Below are 20707 nucleotides of genomic sequence, written 5' to 3' on the forward strand. Positions count from 1 at the left end.
ACTACCTTGCGGGCCGTAGGGGCAACGCCTGTCCGGCCACGACCAGCAGCACATGCTCGGACTCGTCCGCGATGGCCGCGTTGAGCCGCCCCAGCTCGTCGCGGAAGCGCCGCCCGCTCGCGGACGCCGGCACCACGCCCGATCCCACCTCGTTGCTGACGGCGACGACGGTACGCCGGGTGGCCCGCCAGGCCGCCGCCAACTCATCCACGCGGGCGCGCAGTTCGCGCTGGCCGCCGTTGGCCCACACCTCATCGTTCCAGGCGCCGACGGCGTCCATGGCATCGGTGAGCCACAGTGCGAGGCAGTCGATGAGCAGGGCCGGCTCATCCTGGCCACCCGCGAGCAGCGGGACGAGGTCGCAGGTCTCGACGGTCTGCCAGGACCCCGGACGGCGCTCGCGGTGCAGCGCGATCCGCTGCGCCCACTCGGCGTCGCCGCCCCGATTGCCGCTCGTCGCGACGTACAGGACGGCAGGGGAGGCCGCGAGCCGTCGCTCCGCCTCGACGGACTTGCCGGACCGGGCCCCGCCGAGCACCAGGGTGCGGCGCGGCAGGTCCGGCACCTCCGCGTACTCGCCGGCGGACAGGCTCGTCCCGTCCGGCACGGCCCGCGCGCCCAGCGCCGCCAGCCGCCGGCGCAGCTCGGCGCCGGGCGGTACGGAGTGGCCGAGGTGGACGGCGATGACATCCGTCGTCCCGTCGACCGCGCCCGCCGCGCGCAGCCGGGCCAGGGCGTCCGGCCTCGCCACCGCGTCGAGCAGGACCATCTCGTACGCGTACGAGCCCTCCACCGGCCCGGCCAGCCCCGCCGGCCCGCACCCGGGCGGCAGATAGAGCAGCCGCTCGCCGCCCGGCCCCTCGACGACGTAACCGGAGCCCGGCGCGTCCACCGGCACGGCCGTCACCCGGTGCCCGGACATCAGCGCCAGCTCCTGGCCCGCCAGCACCCGCGCGGGTGCCGGAAGCCCGGCCGGGATCTCGACGGCGGGGCCGTCGTGCGGGTGGGAGAGCAGCACCTGACGCACCCCGGTGAGCGAACGCCCCGCCCGTGCGGCGGAAAAAGCCAGGCCGGGAGTGAGGTCGAGCAGCAGCGTGCCGTCCACGAGGACCGCCGTCGCGGCACGTGCCTGATCGCCTGTCGCGCATGCGCATGCGGCGCAAGGACAGCCGGGGACGGGCAGGCCCTCGGGGCCTCCGGTACCGAGGAGAGTGAGTTCCACGTAACGATCCTCCCTCGTCGGTGCACGCTACGCTGCCGGGCAGGCACCCCGAGGGACGAGGAGTACGGACATGGCGTGGACGTGGCGGTTCGAGAAGGCCGACGGCACCGAGGTTCAGCCCGCTGTGGAGCCGGAGGAGTTCACCACGCAGGGGGACGCCGAGTCCTGGCTCGGTGAGGTCTGGAAGGACCTGCTGCAGGGCGGCACCGACCAGGTCGTGCTCTCCGAGGACGACACCAAGATCTACGGCCCGATGAGCCTGCACGGCACGGAGGACTAGGCCGCGAGGGGGCGCCGGGTTGCGCAGCCCGTCGGCTGCGCTTTGTCCTCAATCGCCGGACGGGCTGAATTCAGCCCGTCCGGCGATTGAGGACGGAACCGGGAGCCGGATGGACCCGGCGCTCGTCACGGACCCGGGTGCGTTAGTCCCGCACCCCGCACAGATGCAGCAGCGCCGCCACCGCCCGGTACGGATCCGTCCGCCCGGCCAGCTCCTCCGCCGCCAGCAGCTGCTCCTCCAGCGCCTCCGGGGACTCCACCCGCACGTCGTCACCGACGCCGTCCGTGAAGACCCGCACCCCGTACCAGGCCCGCAGCGGAACGCCGATCCCGGTGAGGGTCGCGGCAAGCGCCTCCCGGCGGTCGGCGCGAACCGTCAGGCCCAGCCGGTTGGTGTAGGTGGCCGCGTTCGAGCCGAAGGCGGCGACCGCGCCCGCCCAGTCGCCGTGGAGGGCGGGCCGCATGGCGAGCGCGTCGCCATTGCGCACCAGCAGGGAGAGCAGCCCGCCGGGGGCGAGCACGCGCGCCAGGGCGGCGAGCATCGGGTCGGGCTCGGGGACGTACATCAGGACGCCGTGGCACAGCACCACGTCGAAACTGCCGGGCCCGAAATGACGGCCGGTCTCGCGGCCGTCGCCTTCCACGAGGGTGACGCGGTCGCGTATGCCCTCCGGTTCGGCGGCGAGCGCGTCGCGCAGGGCGCCGAGCATGGCCGGATCGGACTCCAGGCCGGTGACCAGATGCCCGGCGCGGGCCAGCCGCAGGGCCTGGGTGCCCTGGCCGGGGCCGACGTCCAGCACCCGCAGCCGCTGCCCTACCGGGAAGCGGGAGGTGATCTGCTCGTCGAGCTGCCTGGCCACGAGTTCCTGGCGCACGGTGTTCCGCAGTCCGCCCAGCTTGCTCAGCCAGTCGTCGGCCGCGCCGGCGAACCCGCTCAGAGCTTCGCGCCGCGCTTGACCTGCGGCTTCGGAAGCCGCAGCCGGCGCATCTGCAGGGTCCGCATCAGACCGTAGGCGACCGCGCCCTTGGTCGGCTTGTCCGCGAACCGGATCCGCAGCTGCCGGCGCAGCGTGAAGGCCGTGACGAAGGAGTCGACCACGATGAGCACGATCACGACCAGCCACAGCAGCAGCGCCAGGTTCTTCAGCGCCGTGTTGTTGACGATGCTCATGACGAGGATGAGCACGGCGATCGGCAGGAAGAACTCCGCCACCCGCAACCGCGCGTCGACGTAGTCCCGCACGAACTTGCGCACCGGGCCCGCGTCGCGAGCCGGCAGGTAGCGCTCGTCGCCTCCCGCCAGCGCCTTCTGCCGCTTGGCCATCTCGGCCCGCCGGGCCTCCCTGGCCTGCTTGGACGCCGCCTTGCGGTCGGTCGGAACGGACACCACTGTGCGGCGGCGGGTCTGGGACTCGCTTCGCTTGGGCGTGGGGCGACCCTTGGGAGCCTGCGGATCGCGGGACTGGCGCTCGTCCTCGACCGTGGTGGTCGAGGCCTTGGCGGCCTGCTCATCTTCGGAACGACGTCGGAACACAACCCCCAGGTTACGTGGTCCCCGAGCCGTCCCCCAGCCTCCCTGTCATCCCAGGGCCGTAGGACACCGAACTGTGATCGTCCTGGAGGAGGAGCGCATCAGGGCACGAACAGTGGGGTAATGGAACCAGGCCCCGTACTGTGGGGTCTGTAGAGGTGTGCTGGCGAGCTGAATCGGTAGAAGGGGGCGCGCGAGGCCCATGAGCGGTGTCATGAAGCGGATGGGGATGATCTTCCGCGCGAAGGCCAACAAGGCCCTGGACCGGGCCGAGGATCCGCGCGAGACCCTGGACTACTCGTACCAGAAGCAGCTGGAACTGCTGCAGAAGGTACGCCGGGGCGTCGCGGATGTGGCCACGTCGCGCAAGCGGCTGGAACTGCAGCTCAACCAGCTGCAGCAGCAGTCGGCGAAGTACGAGGACCAGGGGCGCAAGGCGCTCGCCCTGGGCCGTGAGGACCTGGCGCGCGAGGCGCTGTCGCGCAAGGCGGCCCTGCAGCAGCAGGTCACCGACCTGGAGACGCAGCACCAGACCCTGCAGGGCGAGGAGGAGAAGCTCACCCTGGCGGCCCAGCGGCTGCAGGCCAAGGTCGACGCCTTCCGTACGAAGAAGGAGACCATCAAGGCCACCTACAGCGCGGCCAAGGCCCAGACCCAGATCGGCGAGGCCTTCTCCGGCATCTCCGAGGAGATGGGCGACGTCGGCATGGCCATCCAGCGTGCCGAGGACAAGACCGAGCAGCTGCGCGCCCGGGCCGGTGCCCTGGACGAGCTGCTGGCCTCCGGAGCCCTCGACGACCCCACCGGGATCGCCAAGGACGACATCCAGAGCGAGCTGGACCGCATCTCCGGTGGTAGTGATGTGGAACTGGAGCTGCAGCGCATGAAGGCCGAGCTGGCCGGCGGCTCCCCGAAGCAGGCCATCGAGAGCGGCCAGCAGGAGCCCACGGACAAGCCGCGCTTCGAGAAGTAGGAAGGCAGGAGGGCGTCATGATCGTACGGATCATGGGGGAGGGCCAGGTGACGGTGGACGAGAGCCACCTCGCCGACCTCAACAAGCTCGACGACGAGCTGCTCGCCGCGATGGACAAGGGCGACGAGGCGGCCTTCCGCGGCACGCTTCACGCGCTGCTCGGCGCCGTGCGGTCGCTTGGCGCCCCCCTGCCGGACGACTCCCTGGAGCCCTCCGAATTGATCCTGCCCAACCCCGACGCCACGCTTGAGGAAGTCCGGGCGATGCTCCGCGACGACGGCCTGATCCCGGGCTGACCCCAGCCCCTCTACAGAAATGCCGCCGACGGAACGTACGGCGTCGGCGGCCGCATCCCCCGCAGGCACACATATCCCGCGTTCGTGATGTCGAGCCCTGCTGCGATACCGACATCGAGCGCCCACTGCTGCTCGGCCGTCAGGTCGGAGACCTCCGCCACCACGCCCTCCGGAAGGCTGAGCAGCGCGGCGGTCAGCAGCCGCGTCGCCAGCCGGCGTGACGTGGCCGCGAGCAGCTCGACCCGTCCGCCCGGTTGGACGTAGCAGTAGCCGCTGCCGGCCAGGTCGTCGGCGACGAGGAGCGCGCAGTCCCGCAGCAGCTGATCGTGGTCGGGCCCGTGGGCGCCGCCCCGGGTGCGCCGGGCGACGGAGTCCATGAGGTCACGGTGCTTCGCGGAGCCCTCGTGGACGGCGCCGTCGGGCGCGGGGAGACGGGACTTGTCGACGGGGCCGGACAGCCGCATGGCGGGGTGCAGGGCGAAACCGGCCTGCCGGTACGTCGCGGCGGCGCGCGGATCCCGCGAGCCGCAGATCATCCCCCGCAGACAGCCGCGGCCGTAGAGCATCGCGGCGGCCAGCAGCTCGCGGCCGACACCCCGCCCCTGGGCCTCGGGCAGTACGGCGAAGGCGGACAGCCCCCAGGTGCCCTCGCGCCGCAGGGACAGAGCAGCCCCCACCGGCATGCCGGAGACCTCGTCCACGGCCAGCCAGCAGCCGCCGGGATCGGTCCGGGCGAGGTGCCGGTTGCGCTCGCGCAGGCGGTGGTGGCGGGCGGCACGGGCGGGATCGTCCGGCGCGGGGAACACCCGCGAGGGGCCGAAGGCGGCGGCGGACACGACCCGCACCGCTTCGGCGTCCTCTTCGTCATCGCGTAAAGGGCGCAGCAGCACCCCGCCACACTACGGAAGCGCGAGCATCCGCTCCAGGGCGAGCTTGGCGAAGCGCTCGGTCTCCTCGTCGACCTGGATGCGGTTGATGACCTTGCCGTCCGCGAGCGACTCCAGCGTCCAGACCAGGTGCGGGAGGTCGATGCGGTTCATGGTCGAGCAGAAGCACACCGTCTTGTCGAGGAAGACGATCTGCTTGTCCGGGTGGGCCTTGGCAAGCCGCCGTACGAGATTGAGCTCGGTGCCGATCGCCCACGCAGACCCGGCCGGGGCGGCGTCCAGCGCCTTGATGATGTACTCCGTCGAGCCGACCTGGTCGGCCGCGGCGACCACCTCGTGCTTGCACTCGGGGTGCACCAGCACGTTGACGCCGGGTATGCGGGCCCGTACGTCCTCGACCGACTCCAGCGAGAAGCGGCCGTGCACCGAGCAGTGGCCGCGCCAGAGGATCATCTTGGCGGCGCGCAGCTGCTCGGGCGTGACGCCGCCGCCCGGCTTGTGCGGGTTGTACAGGACGCAGTCGTCGAGCGAGAAACCCATGTCGCGCACGGCGGTGTTGCGTCCGAGGTGCTGGTCGGGCAGGAACAGCACCTTCTGCCCTTCCTCGAAGGCCCACTCCAGCGCGCGCTTGGCGTTGCTGCTGGTGCAGATCGTGCCGCCGTGCCGGCCGGTGAAGGCCTTGATGTCGGCCGAGGAGTTCATGTACGAGACGGGGACCGTGACATCCGCGACACCGGCGTCCGTCAGGACGTCCCAGCACTCGGCGACCTGCTCGGCGGTGGCCATGTCGGCCATGGAGCAGCCCGCGGCGAGGTCGGGAAGGATGACGGCCTGGTCGTCGGAGGTGAGGATGTCGGCGGACTCCGCCATGAAGTGCACGCCGCAGAAGACGATGTACTCGGCCTCGGGCCGGGCGGCCGCGTCACGGGCGAGCTTGAAGGAGTCGCCGGTCACATCGGCGAACTCGATGACCTCGTCACGCTGGTAGTGGTGGCCGAGGATGAAGACCTTCTCCCCGAGTCTGGCCTTCGCGGCACGCGCACGCTCGACCAGATCCGGGTCGGACGCGGCGGGCAGGTCACCGGGGCAGTCCACGCCGCGCTCGCTGCGCGGGTCGGCTTCACGGCCCAGCAACAGAAGCGCGAGCGGGGTGGGCTGGACGTCCAGCGGTTCGGTTGTGGTGGTCACGGGCCGGAGCCCTTTCTCTGCGGTTCTCTGGCGGCTCAACCTTTATCGTCTGTTTGACGCTATCTATCATAACCCGTTCGCGTCAGCCTGACGATGGCCCTCGCGTCAATGTGACGCATTCCCTGAGTCGAGCGCGGTGTGCGAGCATGGATCGCAGAACATCACAGAACGACGTACCGGATCCGGAATGAATCCGGAGTGCCACCGGTTAAAGGTCGGTGGTAGCAGTCCGTACAACCCGGGAGAGAAGCAGATGACGGTTCAGGACGAGACCAGCACGGATGGCATCCTTCTGTCCGACGCGGCGGCCGCCAAGGTCAAGGGCCTGCTGGAGCAGGAAGGCCGTGAAGACCTCGCGCTGCGCGTCGCCGTCCAGCCCGGCGGTTGCTCCGGCCTGCGGTACCAGCTCTTCTTCGACGAGCGCTCGCTCGACGGCGACGTCGTGAAGGACTTCGGCGGTGTGAAGGTCGTCACCGACCGCATGAGCGCGCCGTACCTGGGCGGAGCCTCCATCGACTTCGTGGACACCATCGAGAAGCAGGGCTTCACGATCGACAACCCGAACGCCACCGGCTCCTGCGCCTGCGGCGACTCGTTCCACTGAGCATCACGTAAGCGGCGGCACCATCCGTTCGGATGGTGCCGCCGCTTACGTTCGGTCACTCCTTCGGCACCGTGGTGCCGTCCGACAGGTCGATGACCTTCCGGCCCCCGAGCGCCTTGTCGAGCGGCACGGTCTCGGTGAAGCCCTTGGCCATCGCGATGCACACCTTCTCCGGGTCCTCCTTCTTGGCCGTGACCTGCACCATCACCTCGGTGCCCGACTCATCGGCCGACGCCGAGTAGGTGCTGCACACCCCGCCCCAGAAGTTCAGCTCCAGGCTCTTCGGGCTCTTCCCGGAGACGGCGTACGACGTGACCTTCATCCGGACGGTGTCGGGCGCCGTGGTCATGGTGGGCGTCGGCGAGGCCGAGGGCGTGGACGTCTTCTTGATGTACGCCGGGTCCACCGCGGGCTGCGCCAGCGTCGAGGTCTTCCGCACCCCGGCCTGGGCCACCTCGAACAGCCAGGACGGCACCAGGGTCTGCCGGCTCGCCACGAGCTGCGACGACAGGCCGAAGACCGCCTTGCGCACCTCCAGCGGCTGGGTCTTCGTCGGCACGCACGGCATGATCGACGGCAGCACCGGGTCGTCGCCGGGGGACTTCGACTCCTTCGGCTGGATGGTCGGGCAGCTCCCGATCCCGTAGTCGCCGCCCGTGCCCCCGGAACCGCGCAGGTCCCTGAGCGCCTGCGCAGCGGTGACCACCGGGTACGTGGCGCCCTTGGCCAGCGGCGCCAGCCGGCCGGCGGCGGTGCCCACCACGCCGTCCGCCCGGACCCGCAGGCTCGTGCGCCAGCCGTACGTCGGCAGGCCCGCCACCACCGGGTCGGCGTTCACGACGCGGACCCCGCCGACGACCTCACTCGCGTTCACGGCGGCATCGCCCAGGCCGAGCGCGGCCAGCAGCGGCTTCGCCACGGCCAGCGCCTTCCGCTCCGACACCGCCGAGCCGTAGTCCATCAGCGGAGACATGCCTTCGGCGGCGTACGACCAGGTGCCGGGCGCGTCCTTGAGCACCTGGAGCGTGGGACCCTTGCCGCCGCCCGCCCGCCAGTACCCCTCGTCCGACCGCACCCCGCCCGGCACGCCGAGCGCTTTCGCCAGTTTCTCGGCGGCCGTGCGCGACACGCTCCCGGGCTTCAGGACCGCGGCCGAGCCCGGCCCGTCCGGCAGGACACCGGCGTCGGGCGTGGTCAGATTCACCCCGCCCGTGGCCACTCCGCCGAGGTCCAGCGGCAACGGCGACGGCGAGGAATCGTTACCGCTACTGCCCGAGGACGACCGCGCGGTGCCGCCGCCCGACGATGCCGTCGCCCAGTACGCTCCGCCGCCGCCCGCCAGCAGGACCGCCATGGCGACCCCGGCGACGAACAAAGGGGACCTGCGCCGGGGCTGATCCTCCGTACGTTCGTTCATGCCGGTTCGACGGAGCTGAGCCTCAGGCGGTTCCAGGGATCAGCCGTCCGGGGGACAGGCCCGCGGACAGGTCCCCGGACAGGGCCTAGTCGCCGTACTCGGCCATGCCGTCCACGACGTGCGAGGACGCGGCCGACACGGTGATGCCGTGCAGGCTCGACGGGGCCACCGCGGGCGCGGCGGAGCGGTCCGGGGCCGGTACCTCCCACTGGGCGGCCATCTCGTGGCAGTCACCGATCAGCTGGGCGAGTGATTCAGGTTCGGCAGTGGTCATGCTTCCGACACTAAGCACCTCGGGACCTGCGAGAAAGCCCTACTATTGGGTAGTTTCAGAGTGTCGGCATCGCCGCGCCACACCCGGTAGCGTTGGCAGGTCCCGTTCCGCCGCCCCTCCGCAGGAGCACTCCGTCGTGCGTATCGCAGTCACCGGCTCCATCGCCACCGACCACCTCATGACCTTCCCCGGCCGTTTCGCCGACCAGCTGGTCGCCGATCAGCTGCACACGGTCTCCCTCTCCTTCCTCGTCGACGCCCTCGACGTACGGCGCGGCGGCGTCGGCGCCAACATCTGCTTCGGCATGGGCCAGCTCGGCACCCGGCCGGTCCTCGTCGGCGCGGCCGGCCGTGACTTCGACGAGTACCGCGCCTGGCTCGACCGCCACGGCGTCGACACGTCCTCCGTGCACATCTCCGAGGTCCTCAACACCGCCCGCTTCGTCTGTACGACGGACGCCGACCACAACCAGATCGGCTCCTTCTACACCGGCGCCATGAGCGAGGCCCGCCAGATCGAGCTCAAGTCCGTCGCCGACCGTGTCGGCGGCCTCGACCTCGTCCTCATCGGCGCCGACGACCCCGAGGCGATGCTCCGCCACACCGAGGAGTGCCGCTCGCGCGGCATCCCCTTCGCCGCGGACTTCTCCCAGCAGATCGCGCGCATGAGCGGCGACGACATCCGGATACTGCTGGACGGCGCCACCTACCTCTTCTCCAACGAGTACGAGAAGGGGCTCATCGAGTCCAAGACCGGCTGGAACGAAGCCGAGATCCTCGGCCGGGTCGGCCACCGCGTCACCACCCTCGGCTCGCGCGGCGTCCGGATCGACCGGGTCGGCGAGGCCCCCATCGTCGTCGGCTGCCCCGACGAGGACGCCAAGGTCGACCCCACCGGCGTCGGCGACGCCTTCCGCGCAGGCTTCCTCTCCGGCCTCTCCTGGGGCGTCAGCCTCGAACGCGCCGCCCAGGTCGGCTGCATGCTCGCCACCCTCGTCATCGAGACCCTCGGCACCCAGGAGTACACCCTGCGCCGGGCGCACTTCATCGAGCGCTTCACCAAGGCCTACGGTGACGACGCCGCGGCCGAGGTCCAGCCCCGCCTCCCGTAGGGCCCGAGGCGCCGGACGGGCCGAATCTCAGCCCGTCCGGCGCACCCAGTACGCCGCCCCCCGCGGAGCGGCCCGCTCGCCGACGTACTCCTGCCCCCGCATGTCGCACCAGGCCGGGATGTCCAGCCGCGCGGCCTCGTCGTCGGACAGCACCGACACGATCGCCCCGACCGGCACATCCCCGATCACCTTGGCGAGCTCGATCACCGGGATCGGGCACCGCTTGCCCAGTGAATCGACGACGAGCGCCGGACCCTCCGTGGCGGAGGACGTGGTCGTCGGCCGTACGTCCGCCGCGAGATGGCCCCGTACGCCCGCCACAACCCCCGCAAGCACCTCCAGGAACCGTTCCACGTCCTCCTCGGCCGCCCCACGCGGCAGCGACACCCGCACGTTCCCCTCGCTCAGCACCCCCATCGCGCGCAGCACATGGCTCGGCACGAGCGTGCTGGACGTGCAGGAGGAACCGGACGAGACGGCGAAGCCGGCCCGGTCGAGCTCGTGCAACAGGGCCTCGCCGTCCACGTAGAGGCAGGAGAAGGTGACGATGTGGGGCAGCCGCAGCGCGGGGTGGCCGACGACCTCCACGTCGGGCACGAGCTGGGGCACCCGGGTCCGGACGCGGTCTACGAGGCGGGACAGGCGAGCCGCCTCGGCCTGCGCCTCGGCGCGTACGGCCCGCAGGGAGGCGGCCGCGGCCACGATCGCGGGGAGGTTCTCGTCGACCGGCCCCTGGGGGACGAACCGCGTCCCCTTGCGGACCGCCAGCAGGCCCACCCCGGGCGGGCCGCCCCACTTGTGGGCGCTGGCGGCGAGCAGGGACCAGGGGCCGTCCACGGCGGACCACCCCAGGGACTGGGCGGCGTCGACCAGCAGGGGCACGCCGGCCTCGCGGCACAGTTCGGCGGCCCGGGCGACCGGCTGGAGCGTCCCGACCTCGTGGTTGGCGGACTGCAGGCAGGCCAGCGCGGTGTCACCGCGCAGAGCGGCGCCGAACGCCTCCGCGTCGGCCAGGCCCTCCCGGTCGACCCTGACCTCCGTCACGTCGAAGTCGGCGACGGCGTGCAGCACGCTGGAGTGCTCCACCGCCGAGACCACGGCGTGACGCCCCGTCCGCCGCCGCCCCGCCATCGCCCCCGCCACTCCCGAACGCACCGCGGCCGTCCCCGAAGGAGTGAAAACCAGCTCGTCCGGACGGCACCCGACGGCCTCCGCGGCGGCCTCCCGGGCGGCGTCCAGGAGCAGCCGGGCCCGGCGCCCGTCCCGGTACAGCCGCCCGGGGTCGGCCCAGCCGTCGTCGAGGGCGGCGAGCAGCGCCTGCCGGGCGACGGGGTGCAGCGGGGCGGCGGTGGCGGCGTCGAAGTACGAGAAGGAGGAGGGCACACCGGAACGGTAACTCCGCACCCCATGGCCGTGCCCGCAGTGCGTCCGGCGCTGCGTCAGACAAGCCTTTGGCCACCGCTTTCCATCCCTTCGGGGGCCGCCCCGGCGCGTTGGACCCCCTCCCCGCGCGACCCCAAATAGCGTCCAGTAGGGTTTGGTCCGCATAAACATCCACACCACTGCGCCCGCGCCAGGGCGGACCGACCAGCACAGGCCGGGCCGAGATCCCGGAGGCGCGCGGGCGAGACTCTCGGGAAGGCGCTACGTGAGTCCCAACGGCTCCGACCGCTCGTCGCGGCGCCCGATGCGGCGGAAGCTGCCGCAGGCGCTGGCTGCGGGCCTGGTCCTTGCGACCGCCACCGGTTGCACATACGAGGACTTTCCCCGCCTCGGCATGCCCACGCCCGCCACGGAGCAGGCACCGCGAATCCTTTCGCTCTGGCAGGGCTCCTGGGCCGCCGCTCTCGCGGTCGGCGTGCTTGTCTGGGGCCTGATCATCTGGAGTGTGATCTTCCACCGGCGCAGCCGGACCAAGGTCGAGGTTCCGCCCCAGATCCGCTACAACATGCCGATCGAGGCGCTGTTCACCACGGTGCCGCTGGTCATCATCTCGGTGCTGTTCTACTTCAGCGCCCGGGACGAGTCCAAGATCCTGGAGACCTCCAAGACGCCGGACCACGTCGTCAACGTGGTCGGCTTCCAGTGGAGCTGGGCCTTCAACTACGTCGAGCACGTGGACGCGAACAAGTCGCCCGTCGACATGAGCGAGCTCTCCACGATCTCGGCGAAGAAGCTGGACGCCCCGGCCAACGCCAACGGCGTCTACGACGTCGGTACGCCGGCGTCGAAGAATCCCCAGACCGGCAACCCCGGCCCGACGCTGTGGCTCCCCAAGGGCGAGACCGTACGGTTCGTCCTCACCTCGCGTGATGTCATCCACTCCTTCTGGATCGTCAGCTTCCTGATGAAGATGGACGTCATCCCCGGCCACACCAACGTCTTCCAGGTGACCCCCTCCAAGGAGGGCACCTACATGGGCAAGTGCGCCGAACTGTGCGGCACGGACCACTCCCGGATGCTCTTCAACGTCAAGGTCGTCTCCCCTGAGCGGTACAAGGAGCACCTGAACGAACTGGCGAAGGCTGGGCAGACCGGTTACGTCCCGGCAGGCATTGCCACCACGGGCAACGCCAAGAATGCGGAGACCAAGACCCAGTGAGCATTCTCAACGAACCCCAGGGTGGCGCTGCCGCGGCAGCCGCCGAAGACGCCTACGAGGACGAACTCCCCGTAAGGCGCAAGCAGCCCGGCGCTGTGCTCATCAAGTGGCTCACCACCACCGACCACAAGACGATCGGCACGCTCTACCTCGTCACCTCGTTCGCGTTCTTCATCATCGGCGGCATCATGGCGCTGCTGATGCGCGCCGAGCTGGCCCGGCCGGGCATGCAGATCATGTCGAACGAGCAGTTCAACCAGGCCTTCACGATGCACGGCACCGTGATGCTGCTGATGTTCGCGACCCCGCTCTTCGCGGGCTTCGCGAACTGGATCATGCCGCTCCAGATCGGCGCCCCCGACGTCGCCTTCCCGCGGCTGAACATGTTCGCCTACTGGCTCTACCTGTTCGGCTCGCTGATCGCGGTGGGCGGATTCCTCACCCCGGGCGGCGCGGCCGACTTCGGCTGGTTCGCGTACTCCCCGCTCACCGACGCGATCCGCTCGCCGGGCATCGGCGGCGACATGTGGATCATGGGTCTGGCCTTCTCCGGCTTCGGCACGATCCTCGGCTCGGTCAACTTCATCACCACCATCATCTGCATGCGTGCCCCCGGCATGACGATGTTCCGGATGCCGATCTTCGTCTGGAACGTCCTGCTCACCGGTGTGCTCGTGCTCTTCGCCTTCCCGGTGCTCGCCGCCGCGCTGCTCGCGCTGGAGGCGGACCGCAAGTTCGGAGCGCATGTCTTCGATGCCGCGAACGGAGGGGCGTTGCTGTGGCAACACCTCTTCTGGTTCTTCGGGCATCCGGAGGTGTACATCATCGCGTTGCCGTTCTTCGGCATCATCAGTGAGGTCATCCCGGTCTTCAGCCGAAAGCCGATGTTCGGTTATGTCTCGCTGATCGCGGCGACGATCTCCATCGCCGGCCTCTCGGTGACGGTGTGGGCGCACCACATGTACGTCACCGGCGGTGTGCTGCTGCCGTTCTTCTCCTTCATGACCTTCCTCATCGCGGTACCGACCGGTGTGAAGTTCTTCAACTGGATCGGCACGATGTGGAAGGGGTCACTGAGTTTCGAGACCCCGATGCTGTGGGCGATCGGCTTCCTGATCACCTTCACCTTCGGCGGTCTGACCGGCGTCATCCTGGCGGCCCCGCCGCTGGACTTCCACGTCTCGGACTCGTACTTCGTCGTGGCCCACTTCCACTACGTGGTCTTCGGCACCGTCGTCTTCGCGATGTTCTCCGGCTTCCACTTCTGGTGGCCGAAGATGACCGGCAAGATGCTCGACGAGCGGCTCGGCAAGATCACCTTCTGGACGCTGTTCATCGGCTTCCACGGCACCTTCCTCATCCAGCACTGGCTGGGCGTCGAGGGCATGCCGCGCCGCTACGCGGACTACCTGGCGGCGGACGGCTTCACCACGCTGAACACCATCTCGACCATCAGCTCGTTCCTGCTCGGTCTGTCGATCCTGCCGTTCCTCTACAACGTCTGGAAGACCGCCAAGTACGGTAAGCCGGTCGAGGTCGACGACCCGTGGGGCTACGGCCGTTCGCTCGAATGGGCGACTTCCTGCCCGCCGCCGCGGCACAACTTCCTCACCCTGCCGCGGATCCGGTCCGAATCCCCCGCGTTCGATCTGCACCACCCGGAGATCGCCGCGCTGGACCAGCTGGAGAACGTCGGCGAGGGCGCTGCCGCCAAGGAGGTCCAGAAGTGAAGTTCCAGGGCAAGATGTTCCTGTGGCTGTCGTTGTTCATCCTGGTCATGGCCATCGTCTACGGCGTGTGGTCCAAGGAAGCCGTCGGCACGACCGCGCTCTTCATGTCCTTCGGCCTCAGCGTGATGATCGGGTTCTACCTGGCCTTCACCGCCCGCCGGGCCGACACCGGCGCCCAGGACCGTGAGGACGCCGACGTCGCCGACGACGCGGGCGAGCTGGGCTTCTTCGCCCCGCACAGCTGGCAGCCGCTCTTCCTCGCCTCCGGTGGCGCGGTCTTCTTCCTCGCGATCATCTTCGGCTGGTGGCTGGCCTACTTCGCGGCGCCGATCATCGCGTGCGCCCTGTTCGGGTGGGTCTTCGAGTACTACCGCGGTGAGAGCCGCACGCAGTAATCAGGAGCGAAGGGGCCCGGACACCGCGAGGTGTCCGGGCCCCTTCGTGTTTCGCCCGTTCGTGTCGCCCGTTCGCACGCGCTGGACGGGCGCCCGCCGGGGCACCTCCCTAGCGTGTGGCCATGGGCCAAAATCATCTGCGCCGGAACACGATCGCCCTGGTGATAGCCGCGGCAGCGGCCCCCCTCGCCGCCTGTGGGGGCGGCGGCGACCCGCTCGCCGCGACCCCCTACGACGCCAGCAGCCACGTCTCGTACACGGGCTCGGCATCCAAGAAGGCGGTCGACCCCAAGAAGCCCCTGGAGATCACGGTCAAGGGCGGCGGCCACCGCATCACCGACGTCACGGCCGCGGACGCCGCAGGACGCCATGTGCGGGGCGAACTCTCCGCCGACGGCACGCACTGGCGCAGCACCTCCGGGCTCGCCGCAGGCGCCCACTACACGGTCTGGGTGAGCACCGAGGACAGCAAGGGCCACCCCGGCCGCAAGGTCCTCGGCTTCGACACCGCCACCGCCGACAAGCGGCTCCGGGTCTCCTTCGGCCCCGACACCGGCACCTACGGCGTCGGCCAGCCCCTCACCGCCGAGCTCAGCGCCCCCGTCCAGGGCCACGACGCCCGTGCCCTGGTCGAGAGCAACCTGCACGTCGCCTCGGCCCCGGCCGCCGTCGAGGGTGCCTGGTACTGGGTCGACAGCCGCACCCTGCACTACCGCCCCCGCTTCTACTGGCCGGCCCACGCCCGTATCGACGTCACCAGCACCCTGGACGGCGTCCACGTCCGCAAGGGCCTCTATGGCGGCCCCGCCATGCCGCTCACGCTGCGCACCGGCGACCGGGTCGAGGCCGTCACCGACGCCGCCACGGACCACATGACCTTCATGCGCAACGGCCGCACCGTCCGCACCCTCCCGGTCACCACCGGCAAGCCCGGCTTCTCGACCCGCAACGGCTTCAAGGTCGTCCTCGGCCAGGAGTCATTCGTACGGATGAACAGCACCACGGTCGGCATAGCCAAGGGCAGCCAGGAGGCCTACGACCTCGACGTCCACTGGGCGACCCGCGTCACCTGGTCCGGCGAGTACGTCCACGCCGCCCCCTGGTCCGTCGCCTCCCAGGGCCGCGCCAACGTCAGCCACGGCTGCACGGGCATGAGCATGAGCGACGCCAAGTGGTTCTTCGACCAGGTCCGCCGCGGCGACATCGTCCACGTCGTCCACAGCCTCGGCGCCACCATGGAACCCTTCGGCAACGGCTTCGGCGACTGGAACCTCACCTGGGACCAGTGGAAGAAGGGCAGCGCCGCCGGTCCGCAGAAGGCCGACTGGGCTCCGGCCCTCTCGCAGGAACCGGCCACGGCGGCCCGGCTGCAGCCCGAGGCGTGACTACACGTCGATGGCGAGCCGCTGGCGCAGGAGGCCGGCCAGGGCCGAGGCGAGCTCGACGGGGTCGACGGGGTGGGTGACCGCGGCCTCGGCGCGGCTCCAGGTGGCGAGCCAGGAGTCCTGGGGGCGGCCGATGAGGACCAGGACGGGCGGGGAGTCGAAGATCTCGTCCTTGAGCTGGCGGGCGACGCCCATGCCGCCGGCCGGGGTGGCCTCGCCGTCCAGGACGCAGACGTCGATGCCGCCCTGCTCAAGGGTTTTGATCACGGCGGGCAGGGTCGCGCACTCGACGAACTCCACCGGCGGCACATCGCTCGCGGGGCGGCGGCCGACGGCCATCCGGACCTGTTCCCGGGTGTTCGCGTCGTCGCTGTAGACCAGCACCGTGGCGGTCGTCTGCATCGTGCCTCCTCGCCGTCGTGGAGTCGCCTGACTGCTGGCGGAGCTTACTCCTGATCAGGGCGCCGTGGTGAAGGAGCTAGCTCCTTCGGGGGAACCTGCGGGGAACCTCCCGGCATCCGCCGGATAGGCCACGAGGGTCGCCCTCAACTCGCTGACACACCGAATGGCACCCCCCGGAGTGAGCGCGAGATAAGGGACCGACATAATGTCGGTCGTGGCGACAGCAACAGCAGTAGAAACCGGGCACGCGCACCCGTCGGTCAACCGGCCGAACCTCACCAGCGTCGGAACCATCATCTGGCTGAGTTCCGAGCTGATGTTCTTCGCGGCCCTCTTCGCGATGTACTTCACCCTTCGCTCGGTCACGGGTGCCGAGTTCTGGAAGGAACACGCCTCGGCGTTGAACGTCCCGTTCTCCGCGACGAACACCACGATCCTGGTGCTCTCCTCCTTCACCTGCCAGATGGGCGTGTTCGCCGCTGAGCGCGGCGATGTGAAGAAGCTGCGCTCCTGGTTCATCGTGACGTTCATCATGGGCGCGATCTTCATCGGCGGTCAGATCTACGAGTACACCAGCCTGGTGAAGGAGGACGGCCTCTCGCTCTCCTCCGACCCGTACGGCTCGGTCTTCTACCTGACCACCGGCTTCCACGGTCTGCATGTGACGGGCGGTCTGATCGCCTTCCTGCTGGTCCTGGGACGGACCTACGCGGCCAAGAGGTTCACCCACGAACAGGCCACTGCGGCCATCGTCGTGTCCTATTACTGGCACTTCGTCGATGTGGTCTGGATCGGCCTCTTCGCCACGATCTACATGATCAAGTAGCCGGACTCCGCTCCGAGCACACATTCAGAACCATCGACGCAAGAGATCCTGACACCGGGGTAATCCGTGAAAAAGCTCTCCGCACGACGGCGCCACCCGCTGGCGGCGCTTGTCGTCCTACTTCTCGCGCTCGCGGCCACCGGGGGGCTGTACGCCGCGCTCGCCCCGCAGAAGGCCGTAGCCGATGACACGCAGCAGTCACTTGCCATCGAAGAGGGCAAGAAGCTGTTCTCCGTAGGTTGCTCAAGCTGCCACGGTATGTCCGGCCAGGGCAGTAAGGCCGACGGCCCGAGCCTGGTGGGTGTGGGCTCCGCCGCCGTCGACTTCCAGGTCGGCACCGGCCGCATGCCTGCCCAGCAGCCCGGCGCCCAGGTGCCGCAGAAGAAGGTCGCGTACACCCAGGCCGAGATCGACCAGCTGGCCGCGTACATCGCCTCGCTCGGCCCCGGCCCGGTCACGCCGAGCAAGGACCAGGTCAGCACGACGGACGCGAGCATCGCCAACGGCGGCGATCTGTTCCGTTCGAACTGCGCCTCGTGCCACAACTACCAGGGCAAGGGCGGCGCGCTGACGAACGGCAAGTACGCGCCCGACCTGACGGGTGTCTCGGCCAAGCACATGTACGAGGCCATGCTCACCGGCCCGCAGAACATGCCTTCCTTCCCCGACAGCACGCTCACGGAGGACAACAAGCGGGACATCATCGCTTACCTGAAGGAGGTGAACAGCGATGACTCTCCCAGCCCCGGTGGTTTCTCGCTGGGCAGCCTCGGTCCGGTCACCGAGGGTCTGTTCGGTTGGATCTTCGGCCTGGGGGCCCTGATCTTCGTTGCCATCTGGGTCGCCGCCCACACCACCAAGGCCAAGAAGTCGTGAGCAAGGACATGTCAGAAGAAACCCTGCCAAGTGAGCGGGATGCTCACGCGGGCGAGCTGGCGGAGAATCCGTTCGCGGATCCCGGCCTGCCGCCGCACCAGCCACGTCGTCAGGACATCGACGAGAAGGCCGCCCGGAGTTCCGAGCGGACCGTGGCGCTGCTGTTCACCCTGTCGATGCTGGCCACTGTCGCCTTCATCGCCAGCTTTGTGATCTTCCCGGTCGACCAGATCGTCTACATCTGGCCGATCGGGCACATCAGCGCACTGAACTTCTCCCTCGGCATGACGCTCGGCGTAGCCCTCTTCGCCATCGGCGCGGGCGCGGTCCACTGGGCCCGCACCCTGATGTCCGATGTCGAGATGCCCGCCGAGCGCCACCCGATCGAGGCCGAGCCCGAGGTCAAGGCCCAGGTTCTGGCCGACTTCGCGGACGGTGCCCGGGAGAGCCAGCTCGGCCGTCGCAAGCTGATCCGCAACACGATGTTCGGCGCGCTGGCCCTGGTGCCGCTCTCCGGCGTCGTACTGCTCCGCGACCTGGGGCCGCTGCCGGAGGACAAGCTCCGGCACACCCTGTGGGCCAAGGGCAAGCTGCTGATCAACCAGAACACCAACAAGCCGCTGCGTCCCGAGGACGTCCAGGTCGGTTCCCTCACCTTCGCCGTGCCCGAGGGCCTGGAGCAGGAGCAGGAGGACTACCAGGAGCAGATCGCCAAGGCGGCTCTGATGATCGTCCGGATCGCCCCGGAGAACATCAAGGACAAGCAGGCGCGTGAGTGGGCCCACCAGGGCATCCTCGCGTACTCCAAGATCTGCACCCACGTCGGCTGTCCGATCAGTCTCTACGAGCAGCAGACGCACCACGTGCTGTGCCCGTGCCACCAGTCGACGTTCGACCTGTCCGACGGTGCCCGGGTGATCTTCGGCCCGGCCGGCCACGCCCTGCCGCAGCTGCGGATCAGCGTGAATGACGAGGGTTACCTCGAAGCGCTCGGCGACTTCGCGGAGCCCGTGGGCCCGAGCTTCTGGGAGCGTGGCTGATGGCTACCACGACTGAGAGCGCCGGCGCCAAGCCGCGCGGCAAGGCACCCGCGGGTGAGCGCGTCGCCGACTGGGCCGACGGCCGGCTGGGCATCTACAGCCTGGCCAAGGCCAACATGCGCAAGATCTTCCCGGACCACTGGTCCTTCATGCTCGGCGAGATCTGCCTCTACAGCTTCATCATCGTCATCCTCACGGGTGTCTATCTGACGCTGTTCTTCCACCCGAGCATGAGCGAGGTGACCTACGACGGCGTGTACGCGCCGCTGCAGGGCATCAAGATGTCCGACGCCTACGCCTCGACGCTGCACATCAGCTTCGACGTCCGCGGCGGCCTGCTCATGCGGCAGATCCACCACTGGGCGGCGCTGGTCTTCGTCGCGGGCATGTTCGTCCACATGTTCCGCGTCTTCTTCACCGGCGCCTTCCGCAAGCCGCGCGAGATCAACTACCTCTTCGGCTTCCTGCTGCTGTTCCTCGGCTTCTTCGACGGCTTCCTCGGCTACTCGCTCCCCGACGACCTGCTGTCGGGTACCGGTATCCGGTTCATGGAGGGTGCCGTGCTGTCCGTGCCGATCGTGGGCACGTACATCTCGTTCTTCCTCTTCGGCGGCGAGTTCCCCGGCCACGACATCGTGCCGCGGTTCTACACGATCCACGTGCTGCTGATCCCGGGCATCATGCTGGGCCTGCTGGTGGCCCACCTGATCCTGGTCTTCTACCACAAGCACACCCAGTTCGCCGGTCCCGGCAAGACCAACAAGAACGTCGTCGGCATGCCGCTGCTCCCGGTGTACATGGCCAAGGCCGGCGGCTTCTTCTTCCTGGTCTTCGGCGTCATCGCGGCCATCTCCGCGCTGGTCTCCGTCAACCCGGTCTGGTCCTACGGGCCGTACCGGCCGGACCAGGTCTCCACCGACGCCCAGCCAGACTGGTACATGGGCTTCGCCGAAGGCCTGATCCGCGTCATGCCGGGCTGGGAGATCAACGCCTGGGGCCACACCCTCCAGTTGGGTGTGTTCATCCCGCTGACGGTCTTCCCGCTCGTCATGGCCTTCATGGGCGCCTGGCCGTTCATCGAGTCCTGGGCCACCGGCGACAAGCGTGAGCACCACCTGCTGGACCGCCCGCGCAACAAGCCGGTCCGTACGGGCATCGGTGCGGCGTGGATCGCTGTCTACTGCGTGCTGCTGCTGGGTGGCGGCAACGACATCTTCGCGACCCGCTTCCACCTGTCGATCAACACGATCACCTGGTTCGTCCGGATCGGTGTCTTCGTGATCCCGGTGATCGTCTTCGTCGTCACCAAGCGCTGGTGCCTCGGGTTGCAGCGGCGCGACCGCGACAAGGTGCTGCACGGCCGCGAGACCGGCATCATCAAGCGGCTCCCGCACGGTGAGTTCATCGAGATCCACGAGCCGCTCCCGCAGGGCGCGCTGCACACGCTCACCGCTCACGAGCAGCCCAAGCCGCTCGAAATCGGCCCCACGGTCGACAAGAACGGCGTCGAGCGGAAGGCCGGACGGATCACCAAGCTCCGTACGAAGCTCTCGCAGGGCCTCTACGGCGAGGGGACGCAGATCCCCAAGCCGGACGCGGAGGAGTTCAAGGAGATCCAGAGCGGTCACGGTCATCACTGACCGCTGAGCTACGCCACCGGGAAGGGCCT

Annotated in this window: 22 protein-coding genes; 13 read left to right on the forward strand and 9 right to left on the reverse strand. The window is 69.5% G+C overall.

The window, feature by feature from the left end; translation table 11 throughout:
* Nucleotide 1: 1 nt before the first annotated feature.
* Complete coding sequence (locus tag OG607_RS34410) at nt 2-1222, reverse strand: bifunctional adenosylcobinamide kinase/adenosylcobinamide-phosphate guanylyltransferase (RefSeq protein ID WP_405731796.1); 1221 nt, start codon at nt 1220-1222, stop codon at nt 2-4.
* 70 nt (nt 1223-1292) lie between these two features.
* On the opposite strand from OG607_RS34410, the gene OG607_RS34415 reads away from it, so the two are divergent.
* On the forward strand, nt 1293-1502 hold the full coding sequence (locus OG607_RS34415) for a hypothetical protein (RefSeq protein ID WP_405731798.1): 210 nt from the start codon (nt 1293-1295) through the stop codon (nt 1500-1502).
* Nucleotides 1503-1644: 142 nt separating this feature from the next.
* Here OG607_RS34415 and OG607_RS34420 read toward each other — a convergent pair whose 3' ends face one another.
* Entirely contained in the window at nt 1645-2388 is a 744-nt protein-coding gene (locus OG607_RS34420) for a class I SAM-dependent methyltransferase (RefSeq protein WP_405737234.1), read from the reverse strand.
* 47 nt (nt 2389-2435) lie between these two features.
* Nucleotides 2436-3035: a DUF3043 domain-containing protein gene (locus OG607_RS34425; RefSeq protein WP_405731801.1), complete on the reverse strand. Its 600-nt coding sequence runs from the start codon at nt 3033-3035 to the stop codon at nt 2436-2438.
* A gap of 199 nt (nt 3036-3234) precedes the next feature.
* On the opposite strand from OG607_RS34425, the gene OG607_RS34430 reads away from it, so the two are divergent.
* Nucleotides 3235-4005: a PspA/IM30 family protein gene (locus OG607_RS34430; RefSeq protein WP_405731803.1), complete on the forward strand. Its 771-nt coding sequence runs from the start codon at nt 3235-3237 to the stop codon at nt 4003-4005.
* 17 nt (nt 4006-4022) lie between these two features.
* Nucleotides 4023-4301, forward strand: a complete 279-nt coding sequence (locus OG607_RS34435) for a hypothetical protein (protein ID WP_405731806.1) — start codon at nt 4023-4025, stop codon at nt 4299-4301.
* 11 nt (nt 4302-4312) lie between these two features.
* On the opposite strand, the gene OG607_RS34440 is transcribed toward OG607_RS34435, so the two are convergent.
* Nucleotides 4313-5191, reverse strand: a complete 879-nt coding sequence (locus OG607_RS34440) for a GNAT family N-acetyltransferase (protein ID WP_405731809.1) — start codon at nt 5189-5191, stop codon at nt 4313-4315.
* Between the two features lie 9 nt (nt 5192-5200).
* Complete coding sequence (nadA, locus tag OG607_RS34445; protein ID WP_405731812.1) at nt 5201-6376, reverse strand: quinolinate synthase NadA; 1176 nt, start codon at nt 6374-6376, stop codon at nt 5201-5203.
* A 253-nt stretch (nt 6377-6629) separates the two neighbouring features.
* Here nadA and OG607_RS34450 point away from each other — a divergent pair, with 253 nt between their 5' ends.
* Entirely contained in the window at nt 6630-6980 is a 351-nt protein-coding gene (locus tag OG607_RS34450) for a HesB/IscA family protein (RefSeq protein ID WP_405731815.1), read from the forward strand.
* A 55-nt stretch (nt 6981-7035) separates the two neighbouring features.
* Here the strand turns inward: OG607_RS34450 and OG607_RS34455 are convergent, their stop codons facing one another.
* Nucleotides 7036-8397 (reverse strand): hypothetical protein, encoded by a 1362-nt coding sequence (locus OG607_RS34455; protein ID WP_405731817.1) that lies wholly within the window; start codon nt 8395-8397, stop codon nt 7036-7038.
* 85 nt (nt 8398-8482) lie between these two features.
* The gene (locus tag OG607_RS34460) at nt 8483-8671 is read right to left on the reverse strand and encodes a hypothetical protein (RefSeq protein WP_405731820.1); all 189 of its coding nucleotides are present in this window, start codon (nt 8669-8671) and stop codon (nt 8483-8485) included.
* Between the two features lie 136 nt (nt 8672-8807).
* Here OG607_RS34460 and OG607_RS34465 point away from each other — a divergent pair, with 136 nt between their 5' ends.
* A complete protein-coding gene (locus OG607_RS34465; protein WP_405731823.1) occupies nt 8808-9782 on the forward strand; it encodes a carbohydrate kinase family protein in 975 nt (324 codons plus the stop codon).
* A 27-nt stretch (nt 9783-9809) separates the two neighbouring features.
* Here OG607_RS34465 and OG607_RS34470 read toward each other — a convergent pair whose 3' ends face one another.
* Complete coding sequence (locus OG607_RS34470) at nt 9810-11165, reverse strand: cysteine desulfurase/sulfurtransferase TusA family protein (protein WP_405731826.1); 1356 nt, start codon at nt 11163-11165, stop codon at nt 9810-9812.
* Nucleotides 11166-11430: 265 nt separating this feature from the next.
* Between OG607_RS34470 and coxB the strand changes: the two genes are divergently transcribed.
* From coxB to OG607_RS34490, 4 genes are all read left to right on the forward strand, one after another.
* Nucleotides 11431-12384: a cytochrome c oxidase subunit II gene (gene coxB / locus OG607_RS34475; protein WP_405731828.1), complete on the forward strand. Its 954-nt coding sequence runs from the start codon at nt 11431-11433 to the stop codon at nt 12382-12384.
* A complete protein-coding gene (ctaD, locus tag OG607_RS34480) occupies nt 12381-14114 on the forward strand; it encodes a cytochrome c oxidase subunit I (RefSeq protein ID WP_405731831.1) in 1734 nt (577 codons plus the stop codon). Before coxB ends, ctaD begins: the two co-directional genes overlap by 4 nt.
* Nucleotides 14111-14509 carry a cytochrome c oxidase subunit 4 gene (locus OG607_RS34485; RefSeq protein WP_405731834.1) on the forward strand — a complete coding sequence of 133 codons (399 nt, stop codon included), beginning with the start codon at nt 14111-14113 and terminating at the stop codon, nt 14507-14509. Before ctaD ends, OG607_RS34485 begins: the two co-directional genes overlap by 4 nt.
* A gap of 122 nt (nt 14510-14631) precedes the next feature.
* Nucleotides 14632-15894 carry an Ig-like domain-containing protein gene (locus OG607_RS34490; protein WP_405731837.1) on the forward strand — a complete coding sequence of 421 codons (1263 nt, stop codon included), beginning with the start codon at nt 14632-14634 and terminating at the stop codon, nt 15892-15894.
* Here OG607_RS34490 and OG607_RS34495 read toward each other — a convergent pair whose 3' ends face one another.
* Entirely contained in the window at nt 15895-16296 is a 402-nt protein-coding gene (locus tag OG607_RS34495; protein ID WP_405731840.1) for a hypothetical protein, read from the reverse strand.
* Between the two features lie 205 nt (nt 16297-16501).
* Between OG607_RS34495 and OG607_RS34500 the strand changes: the two genes are divergently transcribed.
* The 4 genes from OG607_RS34500 to OG607_RS34515 all read left to right on the forward strand — a co-directional run bounded on the left by OG607_RS34500 (nt 16502) and on the right by OG607_RS34515 (nt 20678).
* Nucleotides 16502-17122: a heme-copper oxidase subunit III gene (locus OG607_RS34500; RefSeq protein ID WP_405731843.1), complete on the forward strand. Its 621-nt coding sequence runs from the start codon at nt 16502-16504 to the stop codon at nt 17120-17122.
* Nucleotides 17123-17188: 66 nt separating this feature from the next.
* Nucleotides 17189-17998, forward strand: coding sequence for a c-type cytochrome (locus OG607_RS34505; RefSeq protein WP_405731846.1), 810 nt, complete (start codon nt 17189-17191; stop codon nt 17996-17998).
* Nucleotides 17999-18006: 8 nt separating this feature from the next.
* Nucleotides 18007-19038, forward strand: a complete 1032-nt coding sequence (locus tag OG607_RS34510) for a Rieske 2Fe-2S domain-containing protein (RefSeq protein ID WP_405731849.1) — start codon at nt 18007-18009, stop codon at nt 19036-19038.
* Complete coding sequence (locus OG607_RS34515) at nt 19038-20678, forward strand: cytochrome bc complex cytochrome b subunit (RefSeq protein ID WP_405731852.1); 1641 nt, start codon at nt 19038-19040, stop codon at nt 20676-20678. The genes OG607_RS34510 and OG607_RS34515 overlap by 1 nt, the downstream gene beginning before the upstream one ends.
* Nucleotides 20679-20707 lie beyond the last annotated feature (29 nt).

It is taken from the genome of Streptomyces sp. NBC_01537 (assembly GCF_045040445.1).
Lineage (GTDB): Bacteria > Actinomycetota > Actinomycetes > Streptomycetales > Streptomycetaceae > Actinacidiphila.